This window comes from Stenotrophomonas sp. 57 (assembly GCF_030291075.1).
Taxonomy (GTDB): domain Bacteria; phylum Pseudomonadota; class Gammaproteobacteria; order Xanthomonadales; family Xanthomonadaceae; genus Stenotrophomonas.
This window is the reverse complement of record NZ_CP127407.1, coordinates 2,847,781-2,869,553: the sequence shown is the minus strand read 5'-3', so window position 1 is coordinate 2,869,553 and position 21,773 is coordinate 2,847,781. Positions and strand designations below refer to the sequence as shown.

Here is a 21,773-nt window from a genome sequence, read left to right as displayed (position 1 = left end):
GGGTGGATTCTATCTCAAATGAGACAGGTTCTCATTAGGCGGAACGAGAGGCGTTCTCAGCGGTAACCCGCCGCCTGCAGCTCGAACAGCTCGGCGTACCGCCCTCCCTGGGCCATCAGCTGTTCATGGGTGCCGCTGGCCTCGATGCGGCCATCGGCCAGCACCAGGATGCGATCGGCCATGCGTACCGAAGAGAAACGGTGGGAAATCAGCACTGCCGTACGATTATCCGCCAGCTCCCTGAACCGCTGGAACACTTCGAACTCACTGCGCGCATCCAGCGCTGCGGTTGGCTCATCCAGGATCATCACCTGCGCATTGCGCATCCATGCGCGGGCAATGGCGATCTTCTGCCACTGGCCACCGGACAGATCCACGCCCTGCTTGAAGCGGCGGCCGATCAGCTGGTCGTAGCCGCCGGGCAGGTCCTCGATCACGTCCTCGGCCATGCCGCGCCGCGCGGCGTCGGCGATGCGTGCCTGGTCATCCATCGCCTCGACCTGGCCGACGCCGATGTTCTCGCCGGCGCTCAGGTTGTAGCGCACGAAGTCCTGGAAGATCACCCCGAGGTTGGCGCGCAGATCGTCCAGGTCGTAGTCGCGCAGGTCGCGGCCATCGAGCAGGATGCGACCCTCGTCCGGCTCGTACAGCCGCGCCAGCAGCTTGACCAGGGTTGTCTTGCCCGCGCCGTTCTCGCCGACCAGCGCCAGCACTTCGCCGGCGTGCAGCTGGAAATCCAGATGGCGCACCGCCCACTGCTCGGCGTCGGGATAGCGGAAACCGACGTTCTCGAACACGAAGCCCTGGCGGATAGGCTGCGGCACGCGTACCGCGCCTTCGCGCGAATGGATCTCCGGCTCGATCTGGAAGAACGAGAACAGGTCGTCCAGGTACAGCGCCTGGCTGGCCACCTGCGAAAAGCCGATCAGCAGGCCTTCCAGCAACTGGCGCAGGCGCAGGAAGCTGCCGGCGAGGAAGGTCAGGTCGCCGATCGAGAAGTCGCCGCGCACCGTGCGCCAGGCGATGTAGGCGTAGGCGGTGTAGTACCCCAGCGTGCCCAGCGCGGCCAGCAGCGTGCCCCAGAACGCGCGGCGCCGGGCCAGTGCACGGTTGGCCTGGAACAGCGCCTCCGACAGGCGCCGGTAGCGCTCCACCAGGAAGCGGTGCAGGTTGTAGATCTTCACTTCCTTGGCCGTTTCCACGCTGGCGCCGAGTTGGCGCAGGTAGTCGAGCTGGCGGCGCTCGGGCGTCCACTGGAAGTTGAGGCTGTACCCGGCCGCGTTGAAGTGCGATTCGCCGATGAAGGCCGGCACCAGTGCCAGCGCCAGCAGCAGGATCAGCCACGGCGCGTACACCAGCAGGCCAACGGCGAGGCTGGCCACGGTGATCGCATCCTGCACCTGGCCGAACAGCTGGCTCATCAGGTTCATCCGGCCCATGGTCTGGCGCCGCGCGCGGTCCAGCTTGTCCTGCAGGTCCGGGTCCTCGAAGTCCTCCAGGTCCAGCGTTGCGGCGTGCTCCATCAGCCGGATGCTGGTGACGTTGGCGAACAGTTCCGAGAGCAGCGCATCGGCATAGCTGACCAGCCGGCCGAGCAGGTCCGAGGCGATGGCCAGGCCGAATTCCAGCGCCAGCAGGCCCAGCAGCGGGTTGAGCAGGCCGCTGGACAGCGCTTCGCCCAGCGGCGGGAAGCCGGCATCGTGCTGGCTCAGGAGCAGGGCGCTGTCGATGATCAGCTTGCCGACGTAGAGCATCGCCACCGGCAGCAGGGCGCGGATCAGGCGCAGGCCAAGGCTGGCCAGGGTGAGCGCGGGGCTTGTCTTCCAGACCATGCGCAGGAACGGCGGCAGGTTGCGCATCGCCCTGAAGCGCTGGCGCAGGCTGGGTTTCTTCGCGGCGGCGGCGCCAGCGGTGGGGGGAGCAGGCATGCGCGTATTGTGCGCGCCTGCGACGTGCAGAGGGGGTCAGCGCAGCCGTGTGGCAGCACCGGGGTCAGAGCCCTTTGCCACGCAAAGGGATCCGACCCCCGCCGCCACCCCGGGCGGCAGCCCGGCCGGGCCCTCGCGTTACGGCAGCGGCGGCAGCAGCCCAGCGCCCAAGCGGTTCCAGGCATTGATCACGGCAATACCCATGCTCAGGTCGCTGATGCCCTTCTCGTCGAAGTGCGGTGCCAGCGCGTCGAACGCTGCCTGCGACGGTGCGCCCTCGGTCAGCCGGGTCAGCGCCTCGGCCCAGCCCAGCGCGGCACGTTCGCGCGCATCGAAGAAACGGCTTTCGTGCCAGGCGGGCAGGGTGTCGAGCTTGCGCGGCTCGATGCCGCCCTTGCGCAGCGCGGTGCCGTGCATGTCCATGCAGTAGCCGCAGCCGTTGAGCTGGGATACGCGCAGGAACAGCAGTTCCATCAGCGTCGGGTCGATCGAGCTGTCATGCACCGCCTTGCTGGTGGCCAGCAGGCCCTTGAAGGCTTCGGCAGCCAGGCGGGTGTAGGGGACGCGGGGAGAGGCGTGGTCGGACATGTTCGGCTCCACGGCGGCCACCATGGCCGCCTTTCACTACCAGGACGCCGCGCCGCCATCGTGCGTGACAACCGACGGCAGTTTTTCCGGATTCAGCACGCTGTATACGTTGGCGATGCGGCCATCGACCACGTCGATGGTGGTGACCGAGTGCAGCCGATCGCCATGGAAGCGCAGGATCGCCGGCTCGCCGTTGACGTAGCCCAGCTGCGCCGGATGCACCGCGCCACGGCGTGCGATGGCCCAGAACAGGCGGCCGATGCGCTCGGCGCCCAGCAGCGGGCGTACCGCTGCGGTGACCACGCCGCCGCCGTCGGAGACCAGCAGCGCATTGGTGTGCAGCAGGGCCTGGATCGCCTCGCTGTCGCCAACCTGGGACGCCTCCATGAAACGCGCCAGCAGCTGCCGGTGCTGGCTGGCATCGGCGTTGAAGCGCGGCCGCCCGGCTTGCAGGCGTTGTTTTGCGCGATGCACCAGCTGCCGGCAGTTGGCTTCGCTGTGGCCGATCAGCTCGGCGATCTCGCGATAGTCGTGGTCGAAGGCTTCCTTCAGCAGGAACGCGGCGCGCTCTTCAGGGCCGAGCTGCTCGAGCAGTGTCAGGAAGGCGACCGAGACGTCGTCGGCCAGCGCATGCAGCTGGGCCGGGCCGGGCGCCGGATCGGGCTCCAGGGTGACCGCCAGCGGCTCGGCCAGCCACGGGCCGACGTAATGCGCGCGCTCGCGCTTGGCCGCGCGCAGCCGGTCCAGGCCAAGCCGGGTGGTGGTGGTGACCAGCCAGGCTTCGGGGTCGCGGACGGCCGCCGGGTCGGCGCCGGACCAGCGCAGCCAGGCATCCTGGACCACGTCTTCGGCGTCGGCGCGGCTGCCGAGCAGGCGGTAGGCCAGGGCCATCAGGCGCGGTCGATGGGTCTGGAAAGCGGTTTCGATGTTCATGTTGACCAGGACGCCGGGCAGGAATGAACCGTGACAGAGGGGTGGGGTCGGATTCCTTTCCGCGCTGGAAAGGGATCTGACCCCGGCGAATCTACGCGCAGTCGGTGGAGGGGGGTAAAATGGGCGGATTACCCCCGCCAGCCTCGAGCAAGCGAGCAAGCCGTGACATCGATCAAGCAGGAAGACCTCATCCAGTCCATCGCCGACGCGCTGCAGTACATCTCGTACTACCACCCGGTCGACTACATCAAGAACCTCGCCGCCGCCTACGAGCGCGAGGAGTCGCCGGCCGCGAAGGAAGCGATGGCCCAGATCCTGATCAATTCGCGGATGTGCGCCGAAGGCCACCGTCCGATCTGCCAGGACACCGGCATCGTCACCGTGTTCCTGGAGATCGGCATGGACGTGCGCTGGGATGACGCCACCATGGGCGTGGAAGACATGGCCAACGAAGGCGTGCGCCGCGCCTACATGCACCCGGACAACAAGCTGCGCGCCTCGGTGCTGGCCGATCCGGCCGGCAAGCGCGTCAACACCAAGGACAACACCCCGGGCGTGGTCAACGTCAAGGTGGTGCCGGGCAACACCGTCGACGTGATCGTCGCCGCCAAGGGCGGTGGTTCGGAAGCGAAGACCAAGTTCGCGATGCTCAACCCGTCCGACTCCATCGTCGACTGGGTGCTGAAGACCGTGCCGACCATGGGCGCCGGCTGGTGCCCGCCGGGCATGCTGGGCATCGGCATCGGTGGCACCGCCGAAAAGGCGATGCTGCTGGCCAAGGAAGCGCTGATGGAACCGATCGACATCACCGAGCTGCAGGCCCGTGGCGCGTCCAACCGCATTGAAGAACTGCGCCTGGAGCTGTACGAGAAGGTCAACGCGCTGGGCATTGGTGCGCAAGGCCTGGGTGGCCTGACCACCGTGCTCGACATCAAGATCAAGGATTACCCGACCCACGCGGCCAACCTGCCGGTGGCGATGATTCCGAACTGCGCGGCCACCCGCCATGCGCACTTCACCCTGGATGGCAGCGGCCCGGTGATGCTGGACCCGCCGTCGCTGGAAGACTGGCCGAAGCTGACCTATGACGCGTCCAAGGGCACCCGGGTGGACCTGGACACGATCACTCCGGAGGACGTGGCCAGCTGGAAGCCGGGCCAGACCCTGCTGCTCAACGGCAAGCTGCTGACCGGCCGTGACGCCGCGCACAAGCGCATGGTCGACATGCTCAACAAGGGCGAGGAACTGCCGGTCGACCTGAAGGGGCGTTTCATCTACTACGTGGGCCCGGTTGATCCAGTGCGCGATGAAGTGGTGGGCCCGGCCGGCCCGACCACGGCGACCCGCATGGACAAGTTCACCGAGCAGGTGCTGGCGCAGACCGGCCTGCTGGGCATGGTCGGCAAGGCCGAGCGCGGCCCGGCCGCAATCGAGGCGATCAAGAAGCACAAGTCGGCCTACCTGATGGCCGTCGGTGGTTCGGCCTACCTGGTGTCCAAGGCGATCAAGGCGGCCAAGGTCGTTGGCTTCGCCGACCTGGGCATGGAAGCGATCTACGAGTTCACCGTGCAGGACATGCCGGTGACCGTGGCGGTCGATTCCACCGGTGAATCGGTACACAAGACCGGCCCGCGCGAATGGCAGGCCCGCATCGGCAAGATTCCGGTGGTGGTGGAGTAAGCCTTCCGTCCAGGGTTCAGACAACGGCGCCTGGGTGGCGCCGTTGTTGTCTGCAGCCTGCCGCGCGCGGCCTGCTCTGCTAACGTACGGGTTGGCGTACTGGAAAGGAGTCCATCGTGCTGCAGGGGGCGCGTGTTTTCGTGTTGCTGGTCGCTACGCTGGCGTGCAGCGGCTGCGGACCACGTTATTTCGTCGAGCCACCCACCCACGAAGCGGGGAAGATCTGCGCGTCGGTCTGCCAGAGCCGGAAGGCGACGTGCGACTTCCACAACCGTGCCCGTGCCGAGTCGGACCAGCGGAGCTGCGAAAGCGAGAAGAGCCGCATCATCAGCCGTTGCAGTGGTATCGCCGACGACAAGCAGCGGCACAACTGCGAAGGGGGCAACGGTGCCGACGACTACTGCGGCTCCCCGGCGCTTCCTTCATGCAGTGCCCCGTACACCCAGTGCCTGCTCTCCTGCGGCGGTACCGTCAATGAAGTCCGTACCGATACCGGTATTCCCGTGTACTGATCGTGGGCACGCGTCGTTGCCAGCACGCGCAACCGTAGTCTGCTAGTGTCGGCACCTCCCTGCACTGGATGTGCCCATGCGCCTGCATCGATCTGTCGCGGCTGCGTTCCTGCTGGTCCTGGCCGGCTGCAGCTCAACGTCATCCTATGAAGGTGCGGATTTCTCCGCCTCCTCGCAGTGCCGCATGCAGTGCCAGGCCGACTATCGCAGCTGCATGGCGCGGGGCAGTGTCGGCAGCAACGACTTCAGCTGCGAACAACAGGTGGTGCCGGCGCCGGACAGGCGCTGCAAGGACGTCGCCAACCCCGAACTGCGCCGTGCCTGCGAACTGAAGGCGCACGACTGCACGATGCGCGCGCCGATGATGTCCTGTGGCGAACGCCGGGATTCCTGCATGAGCAGCTGCGGCTGAGCAACGATCGCGTGCGTGGGCGCATAATCGACTGATCCACCTGTACAGGATCTTCCGCATGAGCACCACGCTGTATGGTTCGACCAGCACCGCCGCCCTGGTGGTGCATTGGCTGTTGATCGAGCTGGGCATCGAGCACGAACTGGTGCTGCTGGATTTCGACACGCGCGAGCACAAGTCGGCGCAGTACCTGGCGCTCAATCCGGCCGGTGTGGTGCCGACACTGCTGATCGATGGCCTGGTACTGACTGAAGCGGCGGCCATCGCGCTGTATCTGGCCGATCGCCATCCGGATGCCGGCCTGCTGCCCGCGGTGGGCACACCGCAGCGCGCCGATGCCTATCGCTGGATGTTCTGGTGCGCCAATACGCTGCAGCCGGCCTACCGCGCCTGGTTCTATCCGAACGAGGTGGCGGGCGAGGCAAACGCCGAGGCCAGCCGCGAGATGGCACGTCAGCGCCTTGAAGCGGCCTGGCAGCATGTCGCCACGCACCTGCAGTCACATGGTCCATACCTGCTGGGCGCCACGCCCTGCGTGGTCGACTACATGCTGGTGATGTTGATGCGCTGGTCGCGCAACATGCCCAAACCCAGCGACACCTGGCCGGTACTCAAGGCGCACGCCGCGTCGATGAAGGCGCGCCCGGCGTTCGCTGAGGTGTACCGCCGCGAAGGTATCACCGACTGGCTGTAGGCCAGCCGGGGAGGAGGGCTAGGACCCCGTTTGGGTAGAGTCGACTGTCAGTCGACTATCGCACGCAGTGCGGGTGTTCCGCCGGACGAATCTGAAGGATTGGCGGAGAGTCGACCAACAGTCGACTCTACCAACAGGTTTCGCTGCCCCGCGGCAAAGGCGGGGCGGGTTACAGGATCTCCAGCACCGTTTCCGGTGGACGGCACAGGCGCGTGCCCTTCTCGGTGCGCACCACGGGGCGGTTGATCAGCCGCGGGTGCTTGGCCATCGCCGCAAGCAGCGTGGCGTCGTCCGCATCTTCCAGGCCCAGTTCGGTGAACTGCGCTTCCTTGCTGCGCACCAGCGCCTGCGCGTCCAGGCCGGATTCGGCCAGCACCTGGCGCAGCGTGGCCACGTCGGGTGGGTCGCCCAGGTAGTCGATCACCGCCGGCTCGAAGCCCGCATCACGTATCAGTTTCAATGCGCCGCGCGAGTTGCTGCAGGCCGGGTTGTGCCAGATCGTCACGTGCATCAGAACCATTCCAGCAGGGACACGCCCACGCCCACGTAGGTGGCCTTGTGGTTGTAGTCGATCAGGCTCTCGCCATAGCCATCGAAAATCTGCACATGGCCGCGCAGCAGGTTGCTGATGGGGAAGCCGTAATCCAGCTGCAGGGCGCCGTGCGAGCGGCTGCCGGTGCGCAGCGAGTGGCGCGCCATCAGCGAGACCTCGTGGCCGTTGCGGTTCCAGGTCAGGGTCGCGTCACCGCGGCCCATGTAATCCTCGATGTCCGGGTTGTTGTCGTCGCTGCGGGTCTCGGGAATGCGGTACCACGGCCGCAGCACCAGCGCCCAGTTCTCACGGTCCAGGCCGATGTTGAGCATCACCCGGTTCCAGCTGCGCGACAGCGGGTCGGCGCGGCCGTTGGACTGGTGGTTCAAGGCGATGCCGGTCATGCGCCCGCGCCAGCCACCGATCGAGTAGCCATTGCGGAACACCATCATCACTTCCGGCTCGTAGTTGGTTTCGCGGAACGGGCGCGAATCCTCGCCGTTGTAGGCCTGCCAGCGCGAGCTCTGGGTGTAGCCGGCCCAGATGTCGCCGTTGTCGCCGAACAGGTTCTCGGCGATCTTGGTCTTGAAGCTGATCTGGAACTTCAGTTCGGCACTGTCCAGCACCTGCGGCGTGGTGACCGTGTTGGCCGGGTTCGGCGAGTGCGGCATGGTGTTGCGGTCGCTGGTCCAGAACGCCGGCAGCAGATACACCGGCTTGTACGCGCGCAGCTGGAACGGGCCGAGCTTGGAGTCTTCGGCCAGCTCCCAGCGGCTGTCCAGCAGCGAGCCACGGCCGGCATTGGCCAGGGCGCTGTCAGGGGTGGCTGGACGGAACAGGTCGCTGACCCGCTCGCGCAGTTTCTCTTCGCCCTGGCTTACGCGTGCGGTCTGGCGTTCTTCGCGACGGGCCTGCGCGGCCGCCTCGGCCGCAGCGTCGGCCTCGGCGGTGGCCTGCGGGGTACGGCCGAACTGGCGGTCATAACAGGCCAGGCGGGCAGCATCGGTGGTAATGGCCGCGCACGCGGCCGGCGAGGCGTCGGCACTGGGCGCGAACTCCTGCGCGGCCAGCGGCGCGCTGGCCAGGGCCAGCGCCAGCGGCGCGAGACGGGGAAGCAGCGGAGACAGGGTCATTGCAGCAGGCCCTTAAGTGAATACGGGAATCGCACAGTGTGGCGGCTGTACCGGATCACGGCCAGCCCCCACGGTTTATGCACGGCCACCGCGTGCGCGTGGCGTGAAGGACAGGCAGGTCACAGGAACCAAGCGAAGGCGAACAGCCCCAGCATCGCGATCACCACTGCCAGCTTCAGCGCCAGACCCAGCAGGATGCCGAGCCAGGTGGCCAGGCCAACCCGGGTGGAGCGCCCCAGTTCGCGGGTGTGCCAATACTCGCCCAGCAGGGCGCCGATCAACGGGCCGGCGAACAGGCCGATCGGCATGAAGAACAGGCCGACGATGCTGCCGACGAAGGTTCCCCAAAGCGCCTTGCGGCTGGCACCGACCCGTTGCGCCCCCACCACGGTGGCCAGCACGTCCAGCAGCAACGAGAGCAGGGTCAGAACACCCAATGCGACCAGGGTCGGCCAGCCGACATGGGCGAAGCCATCGGCCCAGGCTGCCAGCAGCAATCCGATGAACACCAGCGGGATGCCGGGCAGGGCCGGCAGGATGATTCCGGCGATGCCGACAAGGACAAAAATGACCGCTAGCAGATATAAGATGAATGAGAGTCCCATGCTGTACCGTATGGTGGCCGTTTTGGGGTTGACAGTGAAGGATTTTGCCAGTTGCTTTTTCGTTTTGGGCGGGTTAAGTTGCAGTCGCTGAGCTTGGCAAGGTCACCGTGGATCGTGGCCTGATGAAGCAAGATCTTCCCGATCCGCTGCATCGATGCACCTCGCTTCCCCCTTGCTTGTCAGCCGCCCACCAGGCGTTTCCTACAACAAGAGAGAGTCACCAGGGAGTTAGTGAGATGTCTGATCGCGAGACCGGTACCGTCAAGTGGTTCAACGATGCAAAGGGCTTCGGCTTCATCAGCCGTGAAAACGGCGAAGACGTGTTCGTGCACTTCCGTGCCATCCAGACCCAGGGCTTCAAGAGCCTGAAGGAAGGCCAGAAGGTCACCTTCACCGTCGTGCAGGGCCAGAAGGGCCTGCAGGCCGACGCCGTGCAGCCGACCTGATCGCGCTGCAAGCCGTCACATGAAAAAGGCCCGCGCAAGCGGGCCTTTTTCTTTGCCGTCGGCCCGTGCAGGTCAGCGCAGGATGACCTTGCCGTTGACTACGCGGACATAGGTGTTTTCGCGGATGCCGCCGAGGTCGCGCTGGTTGACCACGATGGTGCGGCCATCATCCATGCGCACGCTGATGTCGTAGGTATCACTGGTGACGTTCTTCTGGATCTGGTTGCCGGCCAGCGCGCCACCGACCGCGCCTGCGGCTGCAGCGATGTTCTTGTTGCCACGGCTGCCGCCGGTGTGATCGGAGATCTCATGGCCAGCCACGGCACCGACGATGCCGCCGAGGATGGCGCCGGTCGCGCTGGGCGCGGTGCGGCCCGACGGCACGGTGTTGATGCGGGTGACGATGCCACAGTCGGCGCAACGGCCCTGGTTGTAACCGCCGTTGTTGCCGTAGCCGCCATTGTTGTAGCCGTTGTTGTAACCACCACCACCGTAGCCGGGCGAGGTGGCACAGCCTGCCAGGGCGAGAGTAGCGATGGCGCTGGCGGCAATGAGCTGGATCTTCATGGGGCGTCTCCTGGCCGTGAAGGCGGGTGCGTTGGGTGGTACTGCGTCATGCAGCAGGGTGGACGAATCCTCTCCTTTCGAACGTGAACAACGCGCCAACCGTGCGTGGCTTGCCCGGCTGCAGGATGAATGCGCGTCAGCGGAAGTCCTGGTGGCAGGCACGACAGTCGGCCTGCACGGTTTCCGCTACCTTGGCCAGAGCGGTGCAGTCACTGGGCGGCGCAGCCAGCGCGGCGTTGAGGCTGCCGCGCAGCTGGCTGGCGTGCTGCTGGAACCGGCCGTTGTCCTTCAGCCCGGGAAAGGCCAGGTCGAGGTCGTTGGACAGCAGGCGCAGGGCCTGCAGCCGCGGCACGCTGTCGGCCAGGCTGCAGCGGTTCTGTTGCTGGGCCTGCTGCAGCAGCTGCGATTGCCGCTGCATCACCTGCATCAGGCTGTCCGGGAACGGGTCGCGGCGGGCCTGCAGGGCGCGACCGAGCATGACCGTGGCAACCAGGCCGATCAGCAGGCCCAGGCACAGTACGAACAGGTAGCGTTGGGCAGTGGACGGACGGCGGGGCGGGCTGGCGTTCATGGCGGGCTCTCCGGGCGTGCAACGGTGGGTTCGATGCCGGCGCGCTGTAGGCGCTGGCGCCTGCACGTTAAAATAGGCGGATGAACGAACAGGTCAAACAACGCTTCGCCGGCATCGAACGGCTGTATGGCGTAGGCGCGCTCGAGCGCCTGCAGGGCAGCCGCGTGGCGGTGGTAGGCATGGGCGGGGTTGGCTCGTGGGTGGTGGAAGCACTGGCGCGCTCGGCGGTCGGCCACCTGACCCTGATCGATGCCGATGACATCTGCGTGTCCAACACCAATCGCCAGCTGCCGGCGATGGAAGGCAACTACGGCCGCAACAAGGCCGAGGCGATGGCCGAGCGCTGCCGCGCGATCAACCCGGACATCGGGGTCGATGCCGTGCAGGCGTTCCTGACCATGTCCAACATGGCCGAGCTGCTGGACCGTGGATTCGACCTGGTGATCGATGCCTGCGACAGCTTCCGGGTCAAGGTCGAGACGATCGCGTGGTGCCGTCGCCGCAAGCTGCCGCTGCTGACCGTGGGGGCTGCCGGTGGTCGCACCGATCCGACCCTGGTGCGTATCCGCGATGTCTCGCGCACCGAGCACGACGCCATGCTGGCGCTGATCCGCAAGAAGCTGCGCAGCGAATTCAATTTCCCGAAGAACGCCAAGCGCTATTTTGGCGTACCGGCGGTGTACTCGCTGGAAAACGTGAAGTATCCGCAGGCCGATGGCAGCGTCTGCGGCCTCCGTCCGAACCTGGGTGCGGATGCGGCACTGAAACTGGACTGCGGCGCTGGCCTCGGTGCGGCAACCCACATCACCGGCGCGTTCGCGTTCGCTGCGGTGGGCAAGGCGCTGGAAATGCTGCTGGAGCCGAAGAAGGTGAAGGCCGGGGTGGTTGAGGCCAGCGAGGCTTGATGGATCGTGCCGACCGAGGTCGGCACCTACCGGATGTCGTGCCGGCCAGCGGCCGCCACGACGCTCAGATGGCCGGAAGGCCGAACAATCGGCGCGCGTTCTCCGTCGTGGCGTGTGCAACGGATTCAACCTCCATTCCACGCAGTGCGGCCACGTGGCGGGCGATGACCGCCAGCCGGGCCGGTTCGTTGCGCTGGCCGCGGATGCCGGCATCGGGCTGATCCGGTGCATCGGTTTCCAGCAGCAGTTGTTCCAGCGGCATCCCACGCACCAGCCGCTGCAGCCGTTGCGCGCGTTCGTAGGTCAGTGGACCACCGAGGCCGAGCAGGAAGCCCAGCCGGTGCAGTTGCGCGGCCTGCTCCGGGCTGCCGGAAAAGCTGTGCACCACGCCGCGCAGGCCGCCGATGCGACGGATCGCGGCGATCACTGCGTCCACCGCGCGTCGCGCATGCACGATCACCGGCAGCTCGAACTCGCGGGCCAGCTCCAGCTGGGCGATGAAGTACGCCTGCTGCGCCTCTGCATCCAGACCTTCCACGAAAAAATCCAGTCCGCATTCGCCGATCGCACACGGTCGTTCGCGCTCGATCCATTCGCGCAGCAGCGGCAGATGATCGGGCCGGTGCGCGGCCAGGAACATCGGATGCAGGCCGTAGGCCGGGTACAGCCCCGGTGCCGGTCGGCACACCTCGCGCAGCTTCGGCCAGCTGGCGGCAGTGACGGCCGGTACCACCTGCGCGCGCACGCCCGCGGCGCCTGCCCGTTCGATCACCGCCGTGCGGTCGGCATCGAATTCACTGGCATCCAGGTGGCAGTGGCTGTCGACCAGCGGGCTCAACGCTGTTCCAGCGGCGGCGGGGCTGGGACGCTATTGCGGCTCTTCCAGTTGGCCAGCAGCAGGGTGCCGAAGCCCAGCACCAGTTCGTCGACGAACGGGATCGGGTCGGGGATGAACAGCGTCAGCACGAACAGGCCGGCGGTGAGCTTGAACAGGGTGGGGTAGCGCAGCCGGCGGGCCCATTGCAGTAACGGCAGCAGCATCGGGTTGGCCATGGCGTGGATCCTCCTGGGGAATATGCAAACGCTACCACGGGCCCAGCATTTCCCCATGCTGAATGGGTTACAGGAATGAGCAGGAAATGTGGAGATTCCGTTCAGGCAGTGCATGCTGCAATCTGGCCCAAGAACGTTGCGGATGGTCCGCAAGGAGCAGGTCATGAAAAGCACAACTACAACTGTCCTGGTCGCAGCGGGCGCGCTGCTGGTCGGTGGCATCGCCACCGCCGCCTTCATGAAGAGCGGCAACACGTCGCCCGACTCCATCAGCGCCGGAACCCCCAATGCTGAATCACGCCTGGTCGGAGGCAATGCCGCAGATGATGGCGCACAGGGTGACAGGCTCGAACCGTCTGCGCCGCGCGGCCTGGAATACGCCGACGTGCTGAAGGTCGACCCGATTACCGAGAAGCAGAAGGCCTACGCCACCGTGATCGGCACCGATGCCGTGCGCGAGACCTCCACCACCCAGACCCCGCACGAGGTCTGCCAGGACGTGACCGTGCAGGAGCGGCTGCCGGAGCGTGACGGCAACGTCGGCGGCACCGTGGTCGGCGCGGTGGTCGGCGGCCTGCTCGGCAACCAGGTCGGCGGTGGCAACGGCAGGAAGGCCGCGACTGCGGCCGGTGCGGTGGCCGGTGGCTTCATCGGCAACCAGATCGACAAGCGCCATGTGGGTGGCCGCGTGGTCAACCGTACCGAGCGCCAGTGCCACACCGAGACGGCGACGTCCGAGTCGAGCCGTGTTACCGGCTACAACGTGACCTACCGCAACGAGGACGGCACCACCGGCACCATGCGCATGGCCAGCAAGCCCGGCAACCGCATCGCCATGGGCACCAATGACGTGGTGAAGGGCTACAACGTGACCTATCGCTACGACGGCGCCGAGAAGACCGTGCGCATGGACAACAAGCCGGCCAGCGATCGCCTGCCGGTGGTCGATGGCCAGCTGGTCACGCAGACCGCTGCTGCCGGCGCCACTGCGGCCACGCGCCAGTAATCCAGAACACCCTGCTGTACCTGGCGGGCCGGCTCATGCCGGCCCGTTTCGTTGTGGGTACGGGTATTCATCCGTGTGGAGGCGGAATCCACCATCATGGTGGCCCCTTCGACATGGAGTCGGCATGAGCATCTTCGACCTGCGCCTCGAAACCGAGCGCCTGATCCTGCGTCCGCTGCGTCGCGAAGACTACGAACCCTACCTGGCGTTCTGCGCCGACGAGGAAACGATGCGCACCCTGGGTGGCGTGCAACCGGCGTCGGTGGCATGGCGTGGTTTCTGCAGCCTGGCTGGCGCCTGGCAGCTGTTCGGCTTCTCGATGTTCAGCGTGATCGAGAAGTCCAGCGGAGACTGGATCGGGCGGATGGGCCCCTGGCAACCGCAGGACTGGCCGGGTACCGAGGTCGGCTGGGGCATCCGTCATGCCAGCTGGGGCCGGGGCTATGCACCGGAAGCGGCGGTTGCCGCCATCGACTGGGCGTTCGACGCGCTGGGGTGGGACGAGGTCATCCACACCATCGCCGAGAACAACGACAACTCGCGGGCGGTCGCGCGCAAGCTCGGCAGTACGCTGCTGCGCATGGGTGAATTGCCACCGCCGTACAACGACAAGCCGATGCAGATCTGGGGCCAGTCGCGCGAACAGTGGCGGCAGCGCCGTTGACGGTTGCGGAGCCGAGCCCATGCTCGGCCGCATCTGGCGCACAGCCGCCGAGCGTGGGCTCGGCTCTACAGATTGTCCGCATGCTGCACCCGCGCTTGGCATTCACCGGCGCGCTTGCCAGACTGCGTCCAGCCGGCCGCCGGCCGGATTCGATGGAGAAGGCAATGGTGGAAGCGCGCGTCCCGCTGACGGTGCATGGCATGTCGGTTTCGGGCAATTGCCACAAGGTCAGACTGCTGCTGGAACAGCTTGGCAGCCGCTACCGCTGGGTGGAGGTCGACAGCGCCCACGGCCAGACCCACACCGCCGAGTTCCTGGCACTGAATCCCAATGCCAAGGTACCGCTGATCGTCCGCGACGATGGCCGCGTGCTGACCGAATCCAACGCGATCCTGTTCTGGTTGGCCGAAGGCACGCCGTACCTGCCCAACGATGGCTGGGAGCGGGCGCAGGCATTGAGCTGGATGTTCTTCGAGCAGTACACGCATGAACCCTGTGTGGCAGTGGCGCGCTTCATCCGCGGCTGGACCGCGCTCGATTCGCCGCGCCGCGCCGAACTGCCGCGCCTGCACGAGCGTGCCGCCACGGCACTGGCAGTGATGGAGCAGCACCTGCGCCAGGCACAGTGGTTTACTGGCGGCGAGTACGGCATCGCCGATATCGCGCTGTTCGCCTATACCGATGTGGCGGGCGAGGGCGGCATCAGCCTGGAGCCGTTCCCGGAAGTTCGCGCCTGGCTGCAGCGCGTGCGCGAGCAGCCGCGCTTCCTGCCGATGCCGGCAGTGACGACCGAGGTGCGCGCGCGTTTCGAAGCCGTGTGATCCGAACAGGGTAATGCCGGGGCAGGCCCGGCCGAACGCAACAACGACACGGAGGGTGTTCGATGTTCGCTGAGGTTCCCGATCCGATCCCCGCACGCATGCGCGTGCTCAACCGCGCCGATGTGTGCGATGTCAATTTCCTCGAGGCGGTGCGCGGTTGGCGCGGTACGCCACGCCCGCGACCCGCAGCGGATGCACCGATCCTGCCGGGCAGTACGCTCACCGCGGCGGCGTTCGGCGAACTGTTCGACTCGCAGTTGGCCAGCCGCCAGCTGGACCTGATGGCACGCGTACTGCGCTTGCAGAACAAGGTCTTCTACACCATCGGTTCCTCCGGCCATGAAGGCAACGCGCTGCTGGCGCGGGCCTGCCGTCATACCGATCCGGCCTTCCTGCACTATCGTTCCGGCGCCTTCATGGCCGAGCGTTCGCGGCAGGTGCCGGGCATCGACCCGCTGCGCGATGCCGCGCTCTCGTTCGCCGCCAGTGCCGAGGATCCGGCCAGTGGTGGCCGCCACAAGGTGTGGGGCAGCAAGCCGTTGTGGGTGCTGCCTCAGACCTCGACGATTGCATCGCACCTGCCCAAGGCGCTGGGCACCGCGCTGGCCATCGAAAGTGGCAAGCGATTGGGGCAGGTGCTGCCGGTTCCGGCCGACAGCATCGTGCTGTGTTCCTTCGGTGATGCCTCGGCCAACCATGCGACTGCGCAGACCGCGTTCAATACCGCGATGTGGTCGGCCTACCAGAAACTGCCGGCGCCGATCCTGTTCGTCTGCGAGGACAACGGCCTGGGCATTTCCGTGAAGACGCCTGATGGCTGGATTGCCGAGCGCTTCAGCCGGCAACCGGGGCTGGACTACTTCTTTGCCGATGGACTGGACCTGGCCATCGGCCACGCGCAGGTACAGGCCGCGGTGGAGCACTGCCGACGCACTCGGCGGCCGACCTTCCTGCATCTGCGCACCACGCGCCTGATGGGCCATGCCGGCACCGACTTCGAAGTGGAGTGGCGCGCGCTGCCGGAGCTGTGTGCAGCCGAAGCCCAGGACCCGCTGCTGCGTTCGGCGCAGATCGCGCTGGAATCGGGCTGGATGGATGCAGCCGCCATCGAGGTCGCGTACGAGACGATGCGCGCGCGCTGCATGGCCGCCGCCGCCGACGCCGAAGGCAGTGCGAAGCTGCAGTCGCTGCAGGAGGTGATGGCGCCGCTCGCACCATACACGCCCGCAGCGGTGCAGGCCGAAGCGCAGCGCGAGGTCGCTGCCGAAGCGCGCGAGTCACTCTATGGCAGTGCCGAGGCATTGCCCGAACGACAGGCGCCGCGGCATCTCGCGATCCAGATCAACCATGGCCTGCAGGAACTGCTGGCCAAGTATCCGCAGAGCCTGTTGTTCGGCGAGGACGTTGCGCAGAAGGGGGGTGTCTACACCGTCACCAAGGATCTGCTGCGCCGCTTCGGGCCGCGCCGGGTGTTCAACACGCTGCTGGACGAGACCATGATCCTGGGCATGGCGCAGGGCCTGGCCAACATGGGCATGCTGCCGATGCCGGAAATCCAGTACCTGGCCTACCTGCACAACGCCATCGACCAGCTGCGTGGCGAGGCCTGTTCGCTGCAGTTCTTCTCCAACGACCAGTACCGCAACCCGATGCTGGTGCGGGTGGCCGGGCTGGGCTACCAGAAGGGTTTCGGCGGCCATTTCCACAACGACAACTCGATCACCGCGCTGCGCGATATCCCCGGGCTGGTGGTCGGCTGCCCATCGCGCGGCGACGATGCCGTGATGATGCTGCGCACGCTCGCGGCGCTGGCGCGGGTGGATGGGCGCGTGGCCGTGTTCCTGGAGCCGATCGCGCTGTACATGAGCAAGGACCTGCACGAACCCGGCGATGGCCAATGGCTGTTCGACTACCCGGCCCAGGGCCAGGCGCTGGTGCCAGGCGAGGGCCGTGTGTACGCGCCGGAGGCTGGCGACCTGGTGGTCTACACCTACGGCAATGGCGTGCCGATGGCGCTGCGTGCGGCGCGGGCCATCGAGCGGCAGCTGGGCTGGCAGGTGCGGGTGATCGACCTGCGCTGGCTGGTGCCGCTGGACGCCGGCTTCATCGCCGGCCAGGCGGCCAGCGCACGGCGGGTGCTGGTGCTGGACGAGGGGCGACACAGTGGCGGGGTCGGCGAGGGCGTGGTCACCGCACTGGTCGAGGCCGGTTTCGGCCACCTGCCGCTGCGCCGGGTCTGCGGTGCCGATACCTATACCCCGCTGGCGGGGGCAGCAATGTTCGGGCTTCCAAGCGACAATGCGGTGATTGGCGCCGCCCTTGAACTGGCGCAGGAACCCTGATGCATGTGTGGATTGGCGGGAATGTTGTTGCCGGCGCCGGTGGCGTCGGCCGAGGTGCTGCAGGCGCAGGTCCTGGCCATGGGCGAGGCGCTGCACCACCGCGGGCCGGATGATGGTGGCTGCTGGGTCGACGCCGCGGCCGGCATCGCGCTGGCCCATCGCCGCCTGAGCATCCTCGACCTGTCGCCGCTGGGGCACCAGCCGATGGCCTCGGCCGATGGCCGTTACGTGATGGCCTACAACGGCGAGGTCTACAACTTCGCTGCCCTGCGTGCCGAACTGGAGCCGCTGGGGCATGCCTTCCGTGGCCATTCGGATACCGAGGTGCTGCTGGCAGCGATCCTGCAGTGGGGTATGGAAGACACCCTGCAGCGCTGCAACGGCATGTTCGCCATCGCCCTGTGGGACCGCCAGCAGCAGTGCCTGTGGCTGGCCCGCGACCGCGTCGGCAAGAAGCCGCTTTACTACGGCTGGGCCGGTGACACGCTGGTGTTCGGCTCGGAACTGAAGGCGCTGTGGCAGCATCCGGCCTTCGACAACGACATCGACCGCGACGCGCTGACCCTGCTGCTGCGGCTGGACTACATCCCGGCACCGCACAGCATCCACCAGCGCTGCTACAAGCTGATGCCAGGCCGCGTACTGCGCCTGGACGCCGAAGCCGTAGCGGCGGGTGCGGCCGCGCACCGTCCGGAGCAGGCGCAGCGCCCGTTCTGGGATGCGCGTGCGCGCATGCAGGCCGCGCTGGCGGCCCCGTTCCAGGGCCGCATCGAGGAGGCCGAGGAACAGCTGGACACGCTGCTGCGCGATGCGGTGGCGCTGCGCATGGTGGCCGACGTGCCGGTGGGCGTGTTCCTGTCCGGCGGTACCGATTCGTCACTGGTGGCCGCGCTGATGCAGGCGCAGAGTGGGCAGCCGGTGCACAGCTTCAGCATCGGCTTCACCGGTTCCGGCCACGACGAGGCGCCGCTGGCCAGGGAACTGGCCACGCATCTGGGTTGCGACCACACCGAGCTGTATGTCAGCGGCGCTGACGCGCTGGCGGTGGTACCGCAGCTGCCGGCGATGTTCGACGAACCCTTCGCCGATGCCTCGCAGGTGCCGACCGCGCTGGTTGCGCGCCTGGCGCGGCAGGGTGTGACCGTGGCCTTGTCCGGTGATGGCGGTGACGAGCTGTTCTTCGGCTATACCCGCTACGTGCGCGCGCTGCGCAACTGGCAGATGCTGGGCCGCGTGCCCGGCCCGCTGCGACGCTGGATGGGGGCGCGCTCGCAGCAGCAGGGCGAGGCCTCGCGGACCGGTGGCCTGGCTGCGCTGCTGGCCGAGTCGGGCGCGCGTGGCATCGGCGACGTGTACCGCAACCGCATCTCGCGCTGGCGCGATCCGGCGGCGGCCGTACCGGGCGCGCAGGCGGCCGGCAGCTTCTACGACCTGGCCGACCCGTTGCACGGTGCCGGCACGCCGGCGGATGCAATGATGCTGGCCGATTACGTGACCTACCTGCCGGATGACCTGCTGTGCAAGGTCGACCGCACCTCGATGGCGGTCAGCCTGGAGGCACGCGCGCCGCTGCTGGACTGGCGCGTGGCCGAGTTCGCCTGGTCGCTGCCGCTGGGCTTCAAGCGCAGCGAAACCACCAGCAAGGTGCTGCTCAAGCGCGTTCTTGGCCGCTACGTGCCGCAGTCGATGGTGCACCGGCCCAAGCGGGGTTTCGGTGCGCCGGTCAGCGACTGGCTGAAGGGCGACCTGCGGCCGTGGGCCGAAGACCTGCTGCAGCCGGCACGCCTGGAGCGCGAAGGCGTGTTGTCGGCGGCGGCGGTGCAGCCGCTGTGGCAGCAGTTCCTGGGGGGCCAGCGCAAGTGGCATACCCACCTGTGGAACGTGCTGATGTTCCAGGCCTGGCAGGCGCATTGGCGGCAGGTGCGGGCCGGCGTGACCGGCGGCTGATCTTCACCGGACGGCACGGGCCCGGCGTCTACGCTGGGCCTCCCGCACCGTGAGGAGTATGACCCGATGTCCGTCCCCACCATCGCCGTGTTCGTCGGTAGCCTGCGCAAGGATTCCTGCAACCGCAAGCTGGCCCATGCGCTGGAGAAGATCGCAGGTGACCGCGCCCGCTTCCAGTACGTGCAGATCGGCGATCTTCCGCTCTACGACCAGGATTTCGATGGCCAGTACCCGTCGCAGGGCACCCGGCTGAAGGATCAGGTGCGTGCCGCCGACGCCGTGCTGTTCGTGACCCCCGAATACAACCGGTCGGTGCCGGGCGTGCTGAAGAACGCCATCGACATCGGCTCGCGCCCCTACGGTGACAGCGCGTTTGCCGGCAAGCCGGCGGCGGTGATCGGCGCCTCCATCGGCCAGATCGGTACCGCCGTGGCCCAGCAGCACCTGCGCAACAGCCTGGCCTTCCTGGACATGCACGTGCTCGGTCAGCCCGAAGCGTTCATCCACTTCAAGGACGGCCTGATCGATGCCGACGGCACGATCCACAACGAGGGCACGCAGAAATTCCTGCAGGGCTACGTGGACCGGTTCCTGGCACTGATCGCGGTGCACGTGAAGGGCGATTGAGATAGGTGGGGTCGGATCCCGGGAGTGGCTGCGACGGGCTCTGACCCCACGTGCCGCTGAGCGCGTCTGCACAAGCTCCGACCCTGGCCGCCTGATCTGCGATAATGACCCGCTCGGGCGTCGCAACGGCGCCCGTCGCAGGCACTGCGACGCCCCCCGCGCCAGAATGGCCAGGCACCGGCGGATATCCCCCGTTTCTCCACGGCTTATCCACAGGCTTGTCCATGGCTGCCGGGGTCGGCGCATGCCTACACTCGTCCGGCCCACTTTTGCAGGAAACACCGCAGCATGTCCGCTCGTTCCGGCTTCCGTTCCAACCGCAGAGAGCGCGGTGATGGCTTCGATCGCGATCGCGACGAATCGCGTATCGACCAGTTGCGGGTGCCGCCGCATTCGGTGGAGGCCGAGCAGGCGGTGCTGGGTGGCCTGATGCTGGCGCCGGAGGCCTACGACCGGGTCAACGACCAGCTGACCGAAGGTGATTTCTACCGCCGCGACCACCAGATGATCTACCGCGCGATCCGCGAGCTGTCCGAGCGCGAGCGGCCGTTCGACGCGGTGACCCTGGGCGAGTGGTTCGAATCGCAGGGCAAGCTGGAGCTGGTGGGCGATGGCGCGTACCTGATCGAGCTGGCCAGCACCACGCCGTCGGCGGCCAACATCGTGGCCTATGCCGAGATCGTGCGTGACAAGGCGGTGTTGCGGCAGCTGATCCAGGTCGGCACCGACATCGTCAACGACGGCTTCCAGCCGGAGGGCCGTGACAGCAGCGAGCTGCTGGCCTCGGCGGAAAAGAGCGTGTTCGCCATCGCCGAGCAGGGGGCACGCGGACGTACCGACTTCGTGGCCATGCCTGGCGCGCTGAAGGATGCCTTCGAAGAGCTGCGCAACCGCTTCGAGAACGGCGGCAACATCACCGGCCTGCCGACCGGCTACAACGACTTCGATGCGATGACCGCCGGCCTGCAGCCGACCGACCTGATCATCCTTGCCGCGCGCCCGGCGATGGGCAAGACCACGTTCGCACTGAACATCGCCGAGTACGCAGCGATCAAGTCGAAGAAGGGCGTGGCAGTGTTCTCGATGGAAATGTCGGCCTCGCAGCTGGCGATGCGCCTGATCTCCTCCAACGGCCGTATCAACGCGCAGCGCCTGCGTACCGGCCAGCTGGAAGACGAGGACTGGAGCCGCGTCACCAGCGCGATCAAGATGCTGAAGGAAACCAAGATCTTCATCGACGATACGCCGGGCGTGTCGCCGGAAGTGCTGCGTTCCAAGTGCCGTCGCCTCAAGCGCGAACACGACCTGGGCCTGGTGGTGATCGACTACCTGCAGCTGATGAGCGTGCCGGGCAACAGCGAAAACCGCGCAACCGAAATTTCGGAGATCTCGCGTTCGCTGAAGGGCCTGGCCAAGGAACTGCACGTGCCGGTGATCGCGCTGTCGCAGCTCAACCGCTCGCTGGAAACGCGTACCGACAAGCGCCCGGTGATGGCCGACCTTCGCGAATCGGGCGCAATCGAGCAGGATGCGGACATGATCGTCTTCATCTACCGCGACGATTACTACAACAAGGAAAATTCGCCGGACAAGGGCCTGGCCGAGATCATCATCGGCAAGCACCGTGGTGGCCCGACGGGTTCGTGCAAGCTGAAGTTCTTTGGCGAATACACCCGCTTCGACAACCTGGCCCACGACTCGGTCGGTTCGTTCGAGTAACGGTCGTGCCGGCCGCTGGCCGGCCTCTCTGGGGCCGGCAGACCATTTGAAACGCCAAATGTCCGCACGTGGCGTGTAAATGACATGT

Annotated in this window: 23 protein-coding genes; 13 read left to right on the top strand and 10 right to left on the bottom strand. The window is 66.9% G+C overall.

The annotated features are described in order from the left end of the window. Positions 1–56 precede the first annotated feature (56 nt). The 3 genes from QP512_RS13295 to QP512_RS13285 all read right to left on the bottom strand — a co-directional run bounded on the left by QP512_RS13295 (position 57) and on the right by QP512_RS13285 (position 3,449). Positions 57–1,928, bottom strand: coding sequence for an ABC transporter ATP-binding protein (locus QP512_RS13295; RefSeq protein ID WP_286069068.1), 1,872 nt, complete (start codon positions 1,926–1,928; stop codon positions 57–59). A 138-nt stretch (positions 1,929–2,066) separates the two neighbouring features. Beyond that, complete coding sequence (locus QP512_RS13290; protein WP_079225289.1) at positions 2,067–2,516, bottom strand: carboxymuconolactone decarboxylase family protein; 450 nt, start codon at positions 2,514–2,516, stop codon at positions 2,067–2,069. Between the two features lie 36 nt (positions 2,517–2,552). Beyond that, positions 2,553–3,449: an RNA polymerase sigma-70 factor gene (locus tag QP512_RS13285; protein ID WP_286069066.1), complete on the bottom strand. Its 897-nt coding sequence runs from the start codon at positions 3,447–3,449 to the stop codon at positions 2,553–2,555. Between the two features lie 162 nt (positions 3,450–3,611). On the opposite strand from QP512_RS13285, the gene QP512_RS13280 reads away from it, so the two are divergent. From QP512_RS13280 to QP512_RS13265, 4 genes are all read left to right on the top strand, one after another. Beyond that, a complete protein-coding gene (locus QP512_RS13280; RefSeq protein ID WP_286069065.1) occupies positions 3,612–5,129 on the top strand; it encodes a fumarate hydratase in 1,518 nt (505 codons plus the stop codon). Between the two features lie 116 nt (positions 5,130–5,245). Continuing rightward, a complete protein-coding gene (locus QP512_RS13275) occupies positions 5,246–5,641 on the top strand; it encodes a hypothetical protein (RefSeq protein WP_286069063.1) in 396 nt (131 codons plus the stop codon). A 76-nt stretch (positions 5,642–5,717) separates the two neighbouring features. Further along, positions 5,718–6,053, top strand: coding sequence for a hypothetical protein (locus QP512_RS13270; RefSeq protein ID WP_286069062.1), 336 nt, complete (start codon positions 5,718–5,720; stop codon positions 6,051–6,053). Between the two features lie 58 nt (positions 6,054–6,111). Then, positions 6,112–6,747, top strand: coding sequence for a glutathione S-transferase family protein (locus QP512_RS13265; RefSeq protein WP_286069061.1), 636 nt, complete (start codon positions 6,112–6,114; stop codon positions 6,745–6,747). Between the two features lie 169 nt (positions 6,748–6,916). On the opposite strand, the gene arsC is transcribed toward QP512_RS13265, so the two are convergent. The 3 genes from arsC to QP512_RS13250 form a co-directional block, all read right to left on the bottom strand. Then, entirely contained in the window at positions 6,917–7,258 is a 342-nt protein-coding gene (gene arsC, locus QP512_RS13260) for an arsenate reductase (glutaredoxin) (protein ID WP_286069059.1), read from the bottom strand. Continuing rightward, entirely contained in the window at positions 7,258–8,412 is a 1,155-nt protein-coding gene (locus tag QP512_RS13255) for a phospholipase A (RefSeq protein WP_286069058.1), read from the bottom strand. The genes arsC and QP512_RS13255 overlap by 1 nt, the downstream gene beginning before the upstream one ends. Before the next feature lie 119 nt (positions 8,413–8,531). Next, on the bottom strand, positions 8,532–9,017 hold the full coding sequence (locus QP512_RS13250; RefSeq protein ID WP_286069057.1) for a DUF456 domain-containing protein: 486 nt from the start codon (positions 9,015–9,017) through the stop codon (positions 8,532–8,534). Between the two features lie 236 nt (positions 9,018–9,253). Here QP512_RS13250 and QP512_RS13245 point away from each other — a divergent pair, with 236 nt between their 5' ends. After that, positions 9,254–9,463, top strand: coding sequence for a cold-shock protein (locus QP512_RS13245; protein ID WP_005410290.1), 210 nt, complete (start codon positions 9,254–9,256; stop codon positions 9,461–9,463). Positions 9,464–9,535: 72 nt separating this feature from the next. Here QP512_RS13245 and QP512_RS13240 read toward each other — a convergent pair whose 3' ends face one another. Together QP512_RS13240 and QP512_RS13235 are read right to left on the bottom strand one after the other, a co-directional pair. After that, on the bottom strand, positions 9,536–10,030 hold the full coding sequence (locus QP512_RS13240) for a glycine zipper 2TM domain-containing protein (RefSeq protein WP_005410289.1): 495 nt from the start codon (positions 10,028–10,030) through the stop codon (positions 9,536–9,538). 136 nt (positions 10,031–10,166) lie between these two features. Beyond that, positions 10,167–10,601 (bottom strand): hypothetical protein, encoded by a 435-nt coding sequence (locus tag QP512_RS13235; RefSeq protein WP_286069056.1) that lies wholly within the window; start codon positions 10,599–10,601, stop codon positions 10,167–10,169. 80 nt (positions 10,602–10,681) lie between these two features. On the opposite strand from QP512_RS13235, the gene QP512_RS13230 reads away from it, so the two are divergent. Then, complete coding sequence (locus QP512_RS13230; protein ID WP_286069055.1) at positions 10,682–11,506, top strand: tRNA threonylcarbamoyladenosine dehydratase; 825 nt, start codon at positions 10,682–10,684, stop codon at positions 11,504–11,506. A gap of 64 nt (positions 11,507–11,570) precedes the next feature. Here QP512_RS13230 and QP512_RS13225 read toward each other — a convergent pair whose 3' ends face one another. Both QP512_RS13225 and QP512_RS13220 read right to left on the bottom strand, forming a co-directional pair. Then, entirely contained in the window at positions 11,571–12,344 is a 774-nt protein-coding gene (locus tag QP512_RS13225) for a TatD family hydrolase (RefSeq protein WP_286069053.1), read from the bottom strand. Then, positions 12,341–12,559: a DUF6116 family protein gene (locus tag QP512_RS13220; RefSeq protein WP_286069052.1), complete on the bottom strand. Its 219-nt coding sequence runs from the start codon at positions 12,557–12,559 to the stop codon at positions 12,341–12,343. The genes QP512_RS13225 and QP512_RS13220 overlap by 4 nt, the downstream gene beginning before the upstream one ends. Positions 12,560–12,722: 163 nt before the next feature. On the opposite strand from QP512_RS13220, the gene QP512_RS13215 reads away from it, so the two are divergent. The 7 genes from QP512_RS13215 to QP512_RS13185 all read left to right on the top strand — a co-directional run bounded on the left by QP512_RS13215 (position 12,723) and on the right by QP512_RS13185 (position 21,685). Then, complete coding sequence (locus QP512_RS13215) at positions 12,723–13,565, top strand: glycine zipper 2TM domain-containing protein (protein WP_286069050.1); 843 nt, start codon at positions 12,723–12,725, stop codon at positions 13,563–13,565. Positions 13,566–13,689: 124 nt separating this feature from the next. After that, positions 13,690–14,229 carry a GNAT family N-acetyltransferase gene (locus tag QP512_RS13210; RefSeq protein ID WP_286069049.1) on the top strand — a complete coding sequence of 180 codons (540 nt, stop codon included), beginning with the start codon at positions 13,690–13,692 and terminating at the stop codon, positions 14,227–14,229. 164 nt (positions 14,230–14,393) lie between these two features. Further along, positions 14,394–15,050, top strand: coding sequence for a glutathione S-transferase family protein (locus QP512_RS13205; RefSeq protein WP_286072048.1), 657 nt, complete (start codon positions 14,394–14,396; stop codon positions 15,048–15,050). Between the two features lie 62 nt (positions 15,051–15,112). Then, positions 15,113–17,392 carry a transketolase C-terminal domain-containing protein gene (locus tag QP512_RS13200; protein WP_286069047.1) on the top strand — a complete coding sequence of 760 codons (2,280 nt, stop codon included), beginning with the start codon at positions 15,113–15,115 and terminating at the stop codon, positions 17,390–17,392. Positions 17,393–17,395: 3 nt separating this feature from the next. Further along, a complete protein-coding gene (asnB, locus tag QP512_RS13195; RefSeq protein WP_286069046.1) occupies positions 17,396–19,339 on the top strand; it encodes an asparagine synthase (glutamine-hydrolyzing) in 1,944 nt (647 codons plus the stop codon). Between the two features lie 66 nt (positions 19,340–19,405). Then, positions 19,406–19,966 (top strand): NAD(P)H-dependent oxidoreductase, encoded by a 561-nt coding sequence (locus QP512_RS13190; RefSeq protein WP_286069045.1) that lies wholly within the window; start codon positions 19,406–19,408, stop codon positions 19,964–19,966. Between the two features lie 288 nt (positions 19,967–20,254). Continuing rightward, positions 20,255–21,685, top strand: a complete 1,431-nt coding sequence (locus tag QP512_RS13185; RefSeq protein ID WP_005410278.1) for a replicative DNA helicase — start codon at positions 20,255–20,257, stop codon at positions 21,683–21,685. The last annotated feature ends 88 nt before the right edge of the window (positions 21,686–21,773 follow it).